The following is a 14,483-nucleotide window of genomic DNA, read 5'->3' on the forward strand; positions in this document are numbered from 1 at the left end:
CGACAGCGGCGCTCCCGCACACGCACGCGCCTCTCGGGCGCGCCCCCGTGGCCGCACGCCCGCAGACGCCCGGTGAGACGGCGTAGGGGCCCTTCCCCACCCGCCCGGGAACGCCGAAGGGCGGCCACCCCTGAGGGTGACCGCCCTTCGACTCAAGCGACTCGCTTACTGGTTGTACGGACCGTAGTCGTAGTCCTCCAGCGGAACGGCCTGGCCGGAGCCCGTGCCGAACGGCGAGTAGTCGATGTCGTCGTAGCCGACGGCCGAGTACATCGCGGCCTTGGCCTCCTCGGTCGGCTCGACCCGGATGTTGCGGTAGCGGGACAGACCCGTACCGGCCGGGATGAGCTTACCGATGATGACGTTCTCCTTGAGGCCGATGAGGCTGTCGGACTTGGCGTTGATCGCCGCGTCCGTCAGGACTCGGGTCGTCTCCTGGAAGGAGGCGGCCGACAGCCAGGATTCCGTCGCCAGCGAGGCCTTGGTGATACCCATCAGCTGCGGACGACCGGAGGCCGGGTGACCGCCCTCCTGGACCACACGACGGTTCTCGGTCTCGAACTTCGAGCGCTCGACCAGCTCGCCGGGCAGCAGCTCGGCGTCGCCGGACTCGATGATCGTCACACGGCGCAGCATCTGCCGGATGATGATCTCGATGTGCTTGTCGTGGATCGACACACCCTGCGAGTTGTAGACCTTCTGGACCTCGCCGACCAGGTGGACCTGGACGGCACGCTGGCCCAGGATGCGCAGCACGTCGTGCGGGTTGGTGGCACCCACGGTGAGCTTCTGGCCCACCTCGACGTGCTCGCCCTCGCTGACCAGGAGACGGGCACGCTTCGAGATCGGGTAGGCCGTCTCGTCGCTGCCGTCGTCCGGGGTGACGACGATCTTCTTGGTCTTCTCGGTCTCCTCGATCCGGACGCGGCCGGACGCCTCGGAGATCGGGGCGACACCCTTCGGGGTACGGGCCTCGAAGAGCTCGACGACACGCGGCAGACCCTGGGTGATGTCGTCACCGGCCACACCACCGGTGTGGAAGGTACGCATCGTCAGCTGGGTACCGGGCTCACCGATGGACTGGGCGGCGATGATGCCGACCGCCTCACCGATGTCGACCAGCTTGCCGGTGGCCAGCGAACGGCCGTAGCACATCGCGCAGGTGCCGACGGCGGACTCGCAGGTCAGGACCGAGCGGGTCTTGACCTCCTCGACACCGCGCTGCACGAGCTCCTCGATGAGGACGTCGCCCAGGTCGGTGCCGGCCGGGGCCAGCACCTGCCCGTCGACCACGATGTCCTCGGCGAGGCAGCGCGCGTACACGGACGTCTCGACGTCCTCGGTCTTGACCAGACCGCCCTCGGCGTTCCGGTCCGCGATCTTGAGGCGCAGACCGCGCTCGGTGCCGCAGTCCTCCTCGCGGATGATGACGTCCTGGGAGACGTCGACCAGACGACGGGTGAGGTAACCCGAGTCGGCGGTACGCAGAGCGGTGTCCGCCAGACCCTTACGGGCACCGTGCGTGGAGATGAAGTACTCCAGCACGGACAGGCCCTCACGGAAGGAGGCCTTAATGGGGCGCGGGATCGTCTCGTTCTTCGCGTTCGACACCAGACCACGCATACCGGCGATCTGACGCATCTGCATCATGTTGCCTCGTGCACCCGAGTTCACCATCATGAAGATCGGGTTGGTCTTCGGGAAGTTGTCGTTCATCGCCTCGGCGACCTCGTTGGTCGCCTTGGTCCAGATCGCGATGAGCTCCTGCGTGCGCTCGTCCTTGGTGATCAGACCGCGCTCGTACTGCTTCTGGACCTTCTCGTCCTGCGCCTCGTAGCCGCGGACGATCTCCTTCTTCGCCTCGGGGACGACGACGTCGGAGATGGCCACGGTGACGCCGGAACGGGTCGCCCAGTAGAAGCCGGCCGCCTTCAGGTTGTCGAGCGTCGCCGCCACGATGACCTTCGGGTAGCGCTCGGCGAGGTCGTTGACGATCTCGGAGAGCTGCTTCTTGCCGACCTCGTAGTCGACGAACGGGTAGTCCTCGGGCAGCAGCTCGTTGAAGAGCGCGCGGCCCAGGGTGGTGTTCAGCCGGAACGGGTCACCCTGCTGCCACTCGCCGCTGTCGCCCTCGGCACCCTGCTCGGGCGTCGGCGGGGTCCAGCCGCGCGGCGGGATGGTGCCGACCGGGAAGCGGACGTCGATCTTCGACTGGAGCGACAGCTCGCCCGCGTCGAAGGCCATGATCGCCTCCGCGACCGAGGCGAAGGACCGGCCCTCGCCCTTGAGGTCGCGCATCTCGCCGTCGGTGGTGAGGAAGAACAGACCGAGGACCATGTCCTGGGTCGGCATCGTCACCGGGCGGCCGTCGGCCGGCTTGAGGATGTTGTTCGAGGACAGCATCAGGATGCGGGCCTCGGCCTGCGCCTCCGCGGACAGCGGCAGGTGCACGGCCATCTGGTCACCGTCGAAGTCCGCGTTGAACGCGGTGCAGACGAGCGGGTGGATCTGGATGGCCTTGCCCTCGACCAGCTGCGGCTCGAAGGCCTGGATGCCGAGGCGGTGCAGCGTGGGCGCACGGTTCAGCAGAACCGGGTGCTCCGCGATGACCTCTTCCAGCACGTCGTACACGACCGTGCGGCCGCGCTCGACCATGCGCTTGGCGCTCTTGATGTTCTGCGCGTGGTTCAGGTCGACCAGGCGCTTCATCACGAACGGCTTGAACAGCTCCAGCGCCATCGCCTTCGGCAGACCGCACTGGTGCAGCTTCAGCTGCGGACCGACGACGATCACGGAACGCGCGGAGTAGTCCACACGCTTACCGAGCAGGTTCTGACGGAAGCGGCCCTGCTTGCCCTTCAGCATGTCGCTGAGGGACTTCAGCGGGCGGTTGCCGGGACCGGTGACCGGGCGACCGCGGCGGCCGTTGTCGAACAGCGCGTCGACGGCCTCCTGGAGCATGCGCTTCTCGTTGTTCACGATGATCTCGGGCGCACCGAGGTCGAGAAGCCGCTTCAGGCGGTTGTTGCGGTTGATCACACGGCGGTACAGGTCGTTCAGGTCGGAGGTCGCGAAGCGGCCACCGTCCAGCTGCACCATCGGGCGGAGGTCCGGCGGGATGACCGGCACGCAGTCGAGCACCATGCCCTTGGGGCTGTTGCTGGTCTGCAGGAACGCGGAGACGACCTTCAGGCGCTTGAGCGCACGGGTCTTCTTCTGGCCCTTGCCGGTGCGGATGATCTCGCGGAGCTTCTCGGCCTCCTCGTCGAGGTCGAAGGACTCCAGGCGCTTCTGCAGCGCCGCGGCACCCATCGAGCCGTCGAAGTACGTGCCGAAGCGGTCACGCAGCTCGCGGTAGAGCAGCTCGTCACCCTCCAGGTCCTGGACCTTGAGGTTCTTGAAGCGGTTCCACACCTCGTCGAGACGGTCGATCTCGCGCTGCGCGCGGTCGCGCAGCTGCTTCATCTCGCGCTCGGCACCCTCGCGCACCTTGCGGCGCACGTCGGCCTTGGCACCCTCGGCCTCCAGCTCGGCCAGGTCGGTCTCGAGCTTCTTGGCGCGGGCCTCCAGGTCGGCGTCGCGGCGCTGCTCGATCTGCTGGCGCTCGACGGAGACGTGGGCCTCCAGCGAGGGCAGGTCGCGCGTACGGCGCTCCTCGTCGACGTACGTGATCATGTACGCCGCGAAGTAGATGACCTTCTCGAGGTCCTTCGGCGCCAGGTCGAGCAGGTAGCCCAGGCGCGACGGAACACCCTTGAAGTACCAGATGTGCGTGACGGGCGCGGCGAGCTCGATGTGGCCCATCCGCTCACGGCGCACCTTGGCGCGGGTGACCTCGACGCCACAGCGCTCACAGATGATGCCCTTGAAGCGGACGCGCTTGTACTTGCCGCAGTAGCACTCCCAGTCCCGGGTCGGACCGAAGATCTTCTCGCAGAAGAGTCCGTCCTTTTCGGGCTTGAGGGTGCGGTAGTTGATGGTCTCGGGCTTCTTGACCTCGCCGTGGCTCCACTGACGGATGTCGTCAGCGGTGGCCAGACCGATCCGGAGCTCGTCGAAGAAGTTGACGTCGAGCACTATGCGTCAATCCCTCTCAGGGTTGTAAGTCATGGGGTCTGATACGGGGGTCCTGGGGCCGGAGGCCTTCATCGCGAAGGCCTCCGGACTCCCGTCAGACCTCTTCGACGCTGCTCGGCTCGCGCCGGGACAGGTCGATGCCAAGCTCCTCCGCAGCGCGGAAGACGTCCTCGTCGGTGTCGCGCATCTCGATGGACATGCCGTCCGAGGACAGCACCTCCACGTTGAGGCACAGGGACTGCATCTCCTTGATGAGCACCTTGAAGGACTCGGGGATGCCGGGCTCGGGAATGTTCTCGCCCTTGACGATGGCCTCGTAGACCTTCACGCGGCCGGTGACGTCGTCGGACTTGATGGTCAGCAGCTCCTGGAGGGCGTACGCGGCGCCGTAAGCCTCCAGCGCCCACACCTCCATCTCACCGAAGCGCTGGCCACCGAACTGGGCCTTACCACCCAGCGGCTGCTGAGTGATCATCGAGTACGGACCGGTCGACCGGGCGTGCAGCTTGTCGTCGACCAGGTGGTGCAGCTTGAGGATGTACATGTAGCCGACCGAGATCGGCTCCGGGAACGGCTCGCCGGAGCGGCCGTCGAACAGCGGCGCCTTACCGGTCGGGAGCACCATGCGCTCGCCGTCGCGGTTCGGGATGGTGTGGTTCAGCAGACCGGCCAGCTCGTCCTCACGCGCACCGTCGAAGACGGGGGTGGCGACGTTGGTGCCCGGCGCGACCTGGTCGGCCTCGATGGCCTGCAGGCGCTGCGCCCAGTCGTCCGCGAGACCGGAGACGTCCCAGCCGCGGCTGGCGAGCCAGCCGAGGTGGATCTCCAGGACCTGACCCGGGTTCATTCGGGACGGCACACCGAGCGGGTTGAGGATGATGTCGACCGGGGTGCCGTCCTCCAGGAACGGCATGTCCTCGATCGGCAGGATCTTCGAGATGACGCCCTTGTTGCCGTGACGGCCGGCGAGCTTGTCACCGTCGGTGATCTTGCGCTTCTGCGCGACGTAGACGCGCACCAGCTGGTTCACACCGGGGGGAAGCTCGTCGCCCTCCTCGCGGTCGAAGACACGAACGCCGATGACCTTGCCGATCTCGCCGTGCGGCACCTTCAGCGAGGTGTCACGGACCTCACGGGCCTTCTCACCGAAGATCGCGCGCAGCAGGCGCTCCTCCGGGGTCAGCTCGGTCTCACCCTTGGGCGTGACCTTGCCGACGAGGATGTCACCGGCGACGACCTCGGCACCGATACGGATGATGCCGCGCTCGTCGAGGTCGGCGAGGACCTCCTCGGAGACGTTCGGGATGTCCCGGGTGATCTCCTCGGGGCCGAGCTTGGTGTCACGGGCGTCGACCTCGTGCTCCTCGATGTGGATCGAGGAGAGGACGTCGTCCTGCACGAGGCGCTGCGACAGGATGATCGCGTCCTCGTAGTTGTGACCCTCCCACGGCATGAACGCCACGAGCAGGTTCTTGCCCAGCGCCATCTCGCCGTTCTGGGTGGCCGGACCGTCGGCGAGGACCTGGCCCTCGATGATCCGGTCGCCCTCGTTGACGATGACCTTCTGGTTGACCGAGGTGCCCTGGTTGGAGCGGGCGAACTTGGCCAGCCGGTACGTGATGTACGTGCCGTCGTCGTTGGCGGTGGTGATGTAGTCCGCGGAGACCTCCTGGACCACACCGGGCTTCTCGGCCTTGACCACGTCGCCGGCGTCGACCGCGGAGCGGTACTCCATGCCGGTGCCGACGAGCGGGGCCTCGGACTTAATCAGCGGCACGGCCTGACGCATCATGTTCGCGCCCATGAGGGCACGGTTGGCGTCGTCGTGCTCGAGGAAGGGGATCATGGCGGTCGCGACCGACACCATCTGGCGCGGCGAGACGTCCATGTAGTCCACGTCCTCGCCACCGACGTAGTCGACCTCGCCGCCCTTACGGCGGACCAGGACGCGCGCCTCGGCGAAGCGGAGGTCGTCGGTGAGCGGCGCGTTGGCCTGCGCGATGACGAAGCGGTCTTCCTCGTCGGCGGTCAGGTAGTCGACCTCGTCGGTGACCTGGCCCTCGAACACCTTGCGGTAGGGGGTCTCGACGAAACCGAACGCGTTGACCCGGCCGTAGGAGGCGAGCGAGCCGATCAGACCGATGTTCGGGCCTTCGGGCGTCTCGATCGGGCACATGCGGCCGTAGTGCGAGGGGTGCACGTCACGGACCTCGAAGCCGGCCCGCTCACGGGAGAGACCACCCGGGCCAAGAGCCGACAGACGGCGCTTGTGGGTGAGACCCGACAGCGGGTTGTTCTGGTCCATGAACTGCGACAGCTGGCTGGTGCCGAAGAACTCCTTGATGGAGGCGACGACCGGCCGGATGTTGATCAGGGTCTGCGGCGTGATCGCCTCGACGTCCTGGGTCGTCATCCGCTCGCGGACGACACGCTCCATACGCGCCAGACCCGTACGGACCTGGTTCTGGATGAGCTCGCCGACGCTGCGCAGGCGGCGGTTGCCGAAGTGGTCGATGTCGTCGGTCTCGACGACGATGTTCGTACCGCTGTCGCCGACCGTCTCGGTCTCGCCCGCGTGCAGCTTCACCAGGTACTTGATCGTCGAGATGATGTCCTCGACGGTCAGGATGCCCGCGTCGAGCGGAGCGTCCGCACCCAGCTTCTTGTTGACCTTGTAGCGGCCGACCTTGGCCAGGTCGTAGCGCTTGGGGTTGAAGTAGAGGTTCTCGAGCAGCGTCTGCGCGGCCTCACGGGTGGGGGGCTCGCCCGGACGCAGCTTGCGGTAGATGTCGAGCAGCGCGTCGTCCTGGCCCTGGGTGTGGTCCTTCTCCAGGGTGGCGCGCATGGACTCGTACTCGCCGAACTCCTCGAGGATCTGCTCGGTGGTCCAGCCGAGCGCCTTGAGCAGGACGGTGACGGACTGCTTGCGCTTGCGGTCGATGCGCACACCGACCATGTCGCGCTTGTCGATCTCCATCTCCAGCCAGGCACCCCGGGACGGGATGATCTTGGCGGAGAAGATGTCCTTGTCGGACGTCTTGTCGATGGAGGAGTCGAAGTAGACACCGGGCGAACGGACGAGCTGCGACACCACGACACGCTCGGTGCCGTTGATGACGAAGGTGCCCTTGTTCGTCATGAGCGGGAAGTCGCCCATGAAGACCGTCTGGGACTTGATCTCGCCGGTCTCGTTGTTCGTGAACTCAGCCGTGACGAAGAGCGGGGCCGCGTACGTGAAGTCGCGGTCCTTGCACTCGTCGATGGAGTTCTTCGGCGGCTCGAAGCGGTGGTCGCGGAAGGTCAGCGACATCGACCCGCTGAAGTCCTCGATCGGGGAGATCTCCTCGAAGATCTCCTCGAGCCCGGACTTGGTGGGGACGTCCTGACCGTTCTCGAGAGCCTCCTCGACCCGACTCTGCCAGGCGGTGTTGCCGAGGAGCCAGTCGAAGCTCTCGGTCTGCAGCGCGAGCAGGTTCGGAACCTCAAGAGGCTCCTTGATCTTTGCAAAAGAGATGCGCAGCGGGGCAGTGCTGGCGGCGTTGTTCGTATTCGCGGTCGAGGCGTTGCGCGAGGCGGCCAAGAGGGGGTCCTTCCGAGGGCTCGGACTCACTACGCGCGTACCGGCCCCTCTCCCGTACATGGAGACAAGCTGTGCCCACAGGGCCGAAAGGCCAGGTCAGGCATGTCTTGTCATCGATGCTCGGGCGAGGGCAGACCCCTGGTGACGGGCAGGGGACAGCTAACAGGCAGCGCAAAGGGTCAGTGTAGCCACTTGGCACACTGATGTCCAGTGCGGGTTCTGGAACCCGTGTTCACCCTCGTTGTTCCACTCCTGCGACAAGGCGCTGCCCTCAACGCACGTTAGTACTGCCCTCTTCGTCGCCGATCCATGCCTCGGATTCGGATCCTGTGACGACGCGTCCTGAGAATTGCGCGCTGCGTGCGGTTCGTCAAGGCCCCTCTGCCCGATCCGGGGCCGCCCGGAGACACGACGAAGATCACCATACCCCCCGTCACCGGGGCTTCAAGGCAACCGCGGCCCGCCCCCGAGAACGCCGAAGAGCGACCACCCGGATGGATGATCGCTCTTCCGCGCTTACGCGTTACACGTCCAGCGGGACGTGTTGTGGACCCTGACGGATCCGAGGGTCTTACTTGACCTCGACGGAGGCGCCGGCGCCCTTGAGGGCCTCGGCGGCCTTCTCGGCGGCGTCCTTGGCGACCTTCTCGAGAACGGGCTTCGGGGCGCCGTCCACGAGGTCCTTGGCCTCCTTCAGACCCAGGGAGGTCAGCTCACGCACGACCTTGATGACCTGGATCTTCTTGTCGCCGGCACCGGTGAGGATGACGTCGAACTCGTCCTGCTCCTCAGCGGCCTCGGCGGCGGCGCCACCAGCGGCACCACCGGCGACGACGACCGGCGCGGCAGCGGCGGCGGTGACGTCGAACTTCTCCTCGAACGCCTTCACGAACTCGGAGAGCTCGATGAGGGTCATCTCCTCGAACTGCGCGAGCAGGTCTTCCTGGCTGAGCTTCGCCATGATGGCGGTCCTTCCACTAATTCGGCAGGTGCCGGATGTACATGTGAGGCGGGCGTACTACTGGCCCGCGACGGTCGCCGCGTTCAGGCAGCGGCGGCCGGGATGCGAGCCGAGTTACTCGGCACCGCCCTGCTCGTCCTGCTTGGCACGGAGCGCGTCCACGGTGCGGACGAGCTTCGACGGCAGCGCCTGGAAGACGGAGGCAGCCTGGGACTGCTTCGCCTTGAAGGCACCGGCCAGCTTGGAGAGCAGAACCTCGCGGGACTCGAGGTCCGCAAGCTTCTTGATCTCATCGGCGGACAACGCCTTGCCGTCAAGGACGCCGCCCTTGATGACGAGGTTGGGGTTGTCCTTGGCGAAGTCACGGAGACCCTTCGCCGCCTCGACCGGGTCACCGGTCACGAAGGCGACGGCCGACGAACCCGCAAAGAGGTCGTCCAGCGTCGTGATCCCGGCCTCGTTGGCCGCAATCTTGGTCAGCGTGTTCTTCGCCACACGGTACTGAGCGTTCTCACCGAGTGAACGACGCAGCTGCTGGAGCTGCGCGACGGTGAGACCGGTGTACGCGGTAACGACAGCAGCGTTGGAGTTGCGGAACTTGTCCCGCATCTCCTCGACGGCATCGACCTTGTCAGGCCTCGCCATGAGCCTCGGCCTCCTTCCGGGTGATTCGGACCGCGCGGACCCGAAGGAGGACTGGGGAAAACGAAACGCCCCGGCGCAAGCGCACGGGGCGTAGCTCGACCGGTTTCACGCACGCACGAGGCGGCGGGCTCCGGGAGCTTCTCCTGTGTCACCTGCGCGGGCCGTCCGCCGTGTCAGCGGATCCTTCGGCCACCGCGCCCTCTGATGAGCGCGCGGTAAACGACCAGCGGTCTTTGGCTTCTGTAGGAGAGTACGGGAACGGATCGCCGTCAAGCAAATCCGCCCGTACGGCTGATCAGCGCGGGGCGGTTCAGCCCTCGTCCAGCTCCTTGAACATCTCGCTCAGGTCCGCGACGTCCTCGGCCGGCGGGGCCGTGACGGTGACCGGCTTGTTGTAGTCGAGGAAGGTGATGGTCATGTCCATCGGGCCCTTGTCGGCCTGGCCCTTCATACGGAACTGCTTGGTGTGGTCCTCGCCGTCGACCCACATGTCCATCGTGAACGTGTCGATGCCGAGCTTCTCGTACTGCTTGACGCTCTTCTCGCGCTGCTTGCGGGTCTCCGCCTTGTCGTCCTTGAGCGAGGCGCGCAGGTCGTCCAGGGTGACCGTGCCCGAGTAGTGGGTGGTCTCGACGCCCTCGACCTCCTCGCTGCCGACCTTCTTCACGTCCTTGGCGCCGGTGAGGAAGGTGGACTCGGCCGCCGGGTTCTGCTCGGCCTGGGTCGGCGACCCCATCTTGTCGATCTCCTTGGCCGCCTCGGAGCCGGACAGATCGAACTTCAGCCACTTCTTGCCGTCCATCTCCTTGGCCATCTCGGCTCCCCCACCGAGATACATGGCCTTGTCGACGAGACGGATCTCCACGGACTCCCCCGCGGCCTGGTCGGGAGCCTGCATCTTCATGCTCATGGCGATCGTGGGCTTGAGGCGCATGGACGCCTCGCCCTCGACGCGGCCCGACTCCGGGACCGTGCCCTTCATGCGGTACCGGAGGGACGTGATGTCCTCCGTGTTCTTCGCCGCCTTGGCGACGGCCGCGGCGGGCGTCATCTCCGGCGACTCCGCGGATCCGCAGCCGACGGCACCGGCGGCGAGGAGCAGGGCGCACGCGCCGGCGGCAGGTAAGGATGTCCTCATCGTTTCCCCCCAAGGAATACATGCTCGCTTCACAGCAAGGCGGCGAGCCTATCCCAGCAGGCACACGTGTTCATCGGAATTCGGCGCAGAGGTCGCAGAGGCCGCAGAGGTCAGGGTGTGCCGGACTGCTCGCGCACCAGATCCTGGAAGTCGCCGGTGTCGGACGCCGGGGGCCGCTCGGCCCGGACCGGCACGCCGTAGTCGGCGTAGTGCGCGGTCTGGGTCAGCGGGCCGGTGGTCGTCCGTGCCTTCTCGACCTTCTTGACCAGCAGGTTCCGCCGGTCGACCCAGATGTCGACGGTCTCGGTGGTGACACCGGCCTCGGTGAGCTGCTTGCGCAGAGCGGTGTCGGTGACGTCGGCGGCCGCCACCGTGCCGGACCAGTGCGTCGCGGACCGGCCGCGGACGGTCTCCTCGCCGACCTTCCTGACGTCGCCCGAGGACAGCAGCAGCTTCACGGACTGGTTGGGCGTGGTGCTGCGCATCTGGTCGCCGAGGTGGGCACCGGAGCCGCCGGCGAGGGCGTCGAGGTCCTCGTACGCGTACCGGATCCAGCGTCTGCCGCCGGTCCGCTCGGCGAACTTCTCGCCCAGTCGCGCGTAGTACGCCTCGGGCAGGTAGCGGGCCTCCATCGAGGTGGTGCCGAGCCGGCGCATGGTGTCGGCGACGGTGCCGCCGGTGTATCTGATGGTGAAGGTGCCGGTGATGCCGTCGCTCCAGCCGAGGGTGCCGTCGGCCGTCATGGACATCAGCGAGCCCATGGTCGTCGTGGACTCGACCCGCGCGGACCGGGCGGACTCGGTGGCGCGCTCGGCGGAGCGCAGCGCCGCCAGGGCCCGGCCGTGTGCGGCGCGGTCACCGCGGCCGGGGCCGTCGGAGGAGTCCTGGGACGTGCAGGCGGTCACCCCCGTCAGCGTGGTCGCCGCGAGCACCAGGCCCACGCGGCGCACGGTCGTGCCCTGCATGCGTCCCCCCGTTCCCATCCGGTTCCCGCACGTTAACCCAGGCCACCGGCGTACGTACCGGAAAAGGGAACGGGCCCCGCACCTGTAAGAGGTGCGGGGCCCGTGACCGGTTGGGTGAGCCGGGAGGCTCAGACCGCGGCCGGGTCCTCCTCGACGAGGAGGTTGCGGGTGCGGTTCGGGTCGACCGGGATGCCCGGGCCCATGGTGGTGCTGACCGCGGCCTTCTTGATGTAGCGGCCCTTGGCGGCGGACGGCTTCAGACGGAGGATCTCCTCCAGGGCCGCGCCGTAGTTCTCCACCAGCTTGGTGTCGTCGAACGACGTCTTGCCGATGATGAAGTGCAGGTTCGCGTGCTTGTCGACACGGAACTCGATCTTGCCGCCCTTGATCTCGGTGACGGCCTTGGCGACGTCGGGGGTGACGGTGCCGGTCTTCGGGTTCGGCATCAGACCACGCGGACCGAGCACGCGGCCGAGGCGGCCGACCTTGCCCATGAGGTCCGGGGTGGCGACGACGGCGTCGAAGTCCAGACGGCCCTTCGACACCTCGTCGATGAGCTCGTCGGCGCCGACGATGTCGGCGCCCGCGGCACGCGCGGCCTCGGCACGGTCACCGGTCGCGAAGACCAGGACCCGGGCGGTCTTACCGGTGCCGTGCGGAAGGTTCACGGTGCCACGGACCATCTGGTCGGCCTTGCGCGGGTCGACACCCAGGCGGAAGGCGACCTCGACGGTGCCGTCGAACTTGGTCGTGGAGGTGTCCTTGGCGAGACGGACGGCCTCGAGCGGGGCGTAGAGCTTCTCCCGGTCGATCTTGGCGTCCGCAGCGCGAAGGGACTTGCTGCGCTTGCTCACTACTGCTCCTGTGGATTCTTAGGAGTCGTGGTCCGGGCCGAGCAGGCCCTGCCACTTCTGCTGATGGGGGTTGGGGCTCAGCCCTCGACCGTGACGCCCATGGAACGGGCGGTGCCGGCGATGATCTTCTCGGCGGCGTCCAGGTCGTTGGCGTTGAGGTCGGGCATCTTGGTCGTGGCGATCTCACGGACCTGGTCGCGCGTGATCTTCGCGACCTTGGTCTTGTGCGGCTCGCCGGAGCCCTTCTCGATGCCCGCGGCCTTCAGGATCATCTTGGCGGCCGGCGGCGTCTTGGTGATGAAGGTGAAGGAGCGGTCCTCGTAGACCGTGATCTCCACCGGGATCACCCAGCCACGCTGCGACTCGGTCGCGGCGTTGTAGGCCTTGCAGAACTCCATGATGTTCACGCCGTGCTGACCCAGCGCGGGGCCGACCGGCGGGGCCGGGTTGGCGGCACCGGCCTGGATCTGGAGCTTGATGAGCCCCGTGACCTTCTTCTTCTTGGGAGGCATAGCTCTCCGGGTCCTTTCGATTCGGGTCCTGCCCACGCCCGGGGACCACCCGGATGCAGGCATACCGCACAACGATAACGGGTATGGATGCGCGGCTGAAAACCGAGCAGGTCAGGCAAGCGCCGGAGCGATCGCCTGACCTGCGCGGAAGCGGTGAGTCCGGAAGTCAGTTCTTCTGGATCTGGTCGAAGGAGAGCTCGACCGGCGTCTCGCGGCCGAAGATCTCGACGAGGCCCTTGACCTTCTTCGAGTCCGCGTTGATCTCGTTGATGGTCGCCTGCAGCGTGGCGAACGGGCCGTCGGTGACGGTGACCGAGTCGCCGACCTCGAAGTCCAGCACCTGGACCTCGACCTTGCGCTGCGGGGCGGGCTTGCCCTCGGCCTCGGCGGCGTCGCGTGCCGCCTTCTCCTCGGCCTCGGGGGCGAGCATCTTGACGATCTCGTCCAGGGTCAGCGGGTACGGGTCGTAGGCGTTGCCCACGAAGCCGGTGACGCCGGGAGTGTTGCGGACGACGCCCCAGGACTCGTTCGTCAGGTCCATGCGGACCAGGACGTAGCCCGGGAGCTTGTTCTGCTTGATCGTCTTGCGGTCGCCGTTCTTGATCTGGACGACCTCTTCCTGCGGCACCTCGGCCTGGAAGATGTAGTCCTCGACGTTCAGCGAGACGGCGCGCTGCTCGAGGTTGGTCTTCACGCGGTTCTCGTAGCCGGCGTAGGTGTGGATGACGTACCACTCGCCGGGCAGGACCCGCAGTTCCTCGCGGAGCTTCTCGATCGGGTCGCGGTCGTCCTCGGGCTCTTCCTCGAGTTCTTCCGCGGCCTCTTCGGCGTCCTCGGACTCCGCCTCGGCGGCGTCGTCCGCGACGGCGTCGGCAGCCTCGACCTCGGCGGAGGCCTCGGTGTCCTCGCTGTCCGCGCCCTCGACGATGTCGAGCTCGTCCTCGACGGACTCGACCGGCTCGATGGCGTCGTTCACGTTCGGGTCAGACACGGTGGCTGCTTCTTCCTGGATACATGGGGGTGGAACATGCGAAAGGAGCGCCGGGTACCTCGGCGCTCTTCGCGGACTGCTCAGCCGAACACGTACTTCGCGGCGTTGCTGAGCCCATAGTCAATCACGGTGACCAGGCCGATCATGATGACGACGAAGATGATCACCACGGTCGTGTAGGTCGTCAGCTGGTTGCGGGTCGGCCAGACGACCTTGCGCAGCTCCGCGACGATCTGGCGGTAGAAGAGGGCGAGCCGCTTGAGCGGGCCCTTCTTTCCACGCTTGCCGCCCTTGCGGGCCTTCTTGGACTCCGGCGCCTCGTCCTGGGCATCAGGCATGTCGATGGAGCCCACGGCGTCCGTCACTCGTCCTCACCTGATTCCGGGTCGTGGCCGTGCCGCGCCCGGTCTGAGCCGCACGGCGATGCATTGCTGTACGTACATGCGCACACATCCTGGCGATGGAGTGTGTAGCAGGGCCGGAGGGACTTGAACCCCCAACCGCTGGTTTTGGAGACCAGTGCTCTACCAATTGAGCTACGACCCTTTGTGTGTCCCCCAACGTACCGCATCTGTCCGGATGCTTGGTGTGCACCGAACGGGCGCGGCCTGCCGAAGGCCAACGAGGTGAGAGTGTACGTGCTCCGCGGCCGGTCGTCGAACAGATAGGGCCCGCGGGAGGGCTCGTTGGCGGCGGATCGCCGCGCGGGCGGGGGCCGGGCTGACGTGAATCAGCCGAAGATCGCGCAGGCCGCGCGGGC

Annotated in this window: 10 protein-coding genes and 1 tRNA gene; all 11 read right to left on the reverse strand. The window is 66.9% G+C overall.

The window, feature by feature from the left end; genetic code table 11:
- Window positions 1-165: 165 nt before the first annotated feature.
- On the reverse strand, window positions 166-4,077 hold the full coding sequence (locus tag ACFV20_RS02510) for a DNA-directed RNA polymerase subunit beta' (RefSeq protein WP_385651529.1): 3,912 nt from the start codon (window positions 4,075-4,077) through the stop codon (window positions 166-168).
- Between the two features lie 94 nt (window positions 4,078-4,171).
- A complete protein-coding gene (gene rpoB / locus ACFV20_RS02515) occupies window positions 4,172-7,657 on the reverse strand; it encodes a DNA-directed RNA polymerase subunit beta (protein ID WP_362047083.1) in 3,486 nt (1,161 codons plus the stop codon).
- Between the two features lie 571 nt (window positions 7,658-8,228).
- A complete protein-coding gene (rplL, locus tag ACFV20_RS02520) occupies window positions 8,229-8,618 on the reverse strand; it encodes a 50S ribosomal protein L7/L12 (RefSeq protein WP_385651532.1) in 390 nt (129 codons plus the stop codon).
- Between the two features lie 114 nt (window positions 8,619-8,732).
- Complete coding sequence (rplJ, locus tag ACFV20_RS02525) at window positions 8,733-9,263, reverse strand: 50S ribosomal protein L10 (protein ID WP_234849661.1); 531 nt, start codon at window positions 9,261-9,263, stop codon at window positions 8,733-8,735.
- Between the two features lie 310 nt (window positions 9,264-9,573).
- Window positions 9,574-10,401 (reverse strand): DUF1396 domain-containing protein, encoded by an 828-nt coding sequence (locus ACFV20_RS02530; RefSeq protein WP_385651535.1) that lies wholly within the window; start codon window positions 10,399-10,401, stop codon window positions 9,574-9,576.
- Window positions 10,402-10,511: 110 nt separating this feature from the next.
- Window positions 10,512-11,366: a hypothetical protein gene (locus ACFV20_RS02535; protein WP_385651538.1), complete on the reverse strand. Its 855-nt coding sequence runs from the start codon at window positions 11,364-11,366 to the stop codon at window positions 10,512-10,514.
- A 128-nt stretch (window positions 11,367-11,494) separates the two neighbouring features.
- Window positions 11,495-12,220 carry a 50S ribosomal protein L1 gene (gene rplA, locus ACFV20_RS02540; protein ID WP_385651541.1) on the reverse strand — a complete coding sequence of 242 codons (726 nt, stop codon included), beginning with the start codon at window positions 12,218-12,220 and terminating at the stop codon, window positions 11,495-11,497.
- Between the two features lie 77 nt (window positions 12,221-12,297).
- Entirely contained in the window at window positions 12,298-12,732 is a 435-nt protein-coding gene (rplK, locus tag ACFV20_RS02545) for a 50S ribosomal protein L11 (protein WP_003992325.1), read from the reverse strand.
- 166 nt (window positions 12,733-12,898) lie between these two features.
- Entirely contained in the window at window positions 12,899-13,723 is an 825-nt protein-coding gene (gene nusG, locus ACFV20_RS02550; protein ID WP_385651544.1) for a transcription termination/antitermination protein NusG, read from the reverse strand.
- A gap of 80 nt (window positions 13,724-13,803) precedes the next feature.
- Entirely contained in the window at window positions 13,804-14,088 is a 285-nt protein-coding gene (gene secE, locus ACFV20_RS02555; protein WP_104785540.1) for a preprotein translocase subunit SecE, read from the reverse strand.
- Window positions 14,089-14,196: 108 nt separating this feature from the next.
- Window positions 14,197-14,269: transfer RNA gene (locus ACFV20_RS02560), tRNA-Trp, on the reverse strand.
- Window positions 14,270-14,483 lie beyond the last annotated feature (214 nt).

It is taken from the genome of Streptomyces sp. NPDC059696 (assembly GCF_042733745.1).
Taxonomy (GTDB): domain Bacteria; phylum Actinomycetota; class Actinomycetes; order Streptomycetales; family Streptomycetaceae; genus Streptomyces.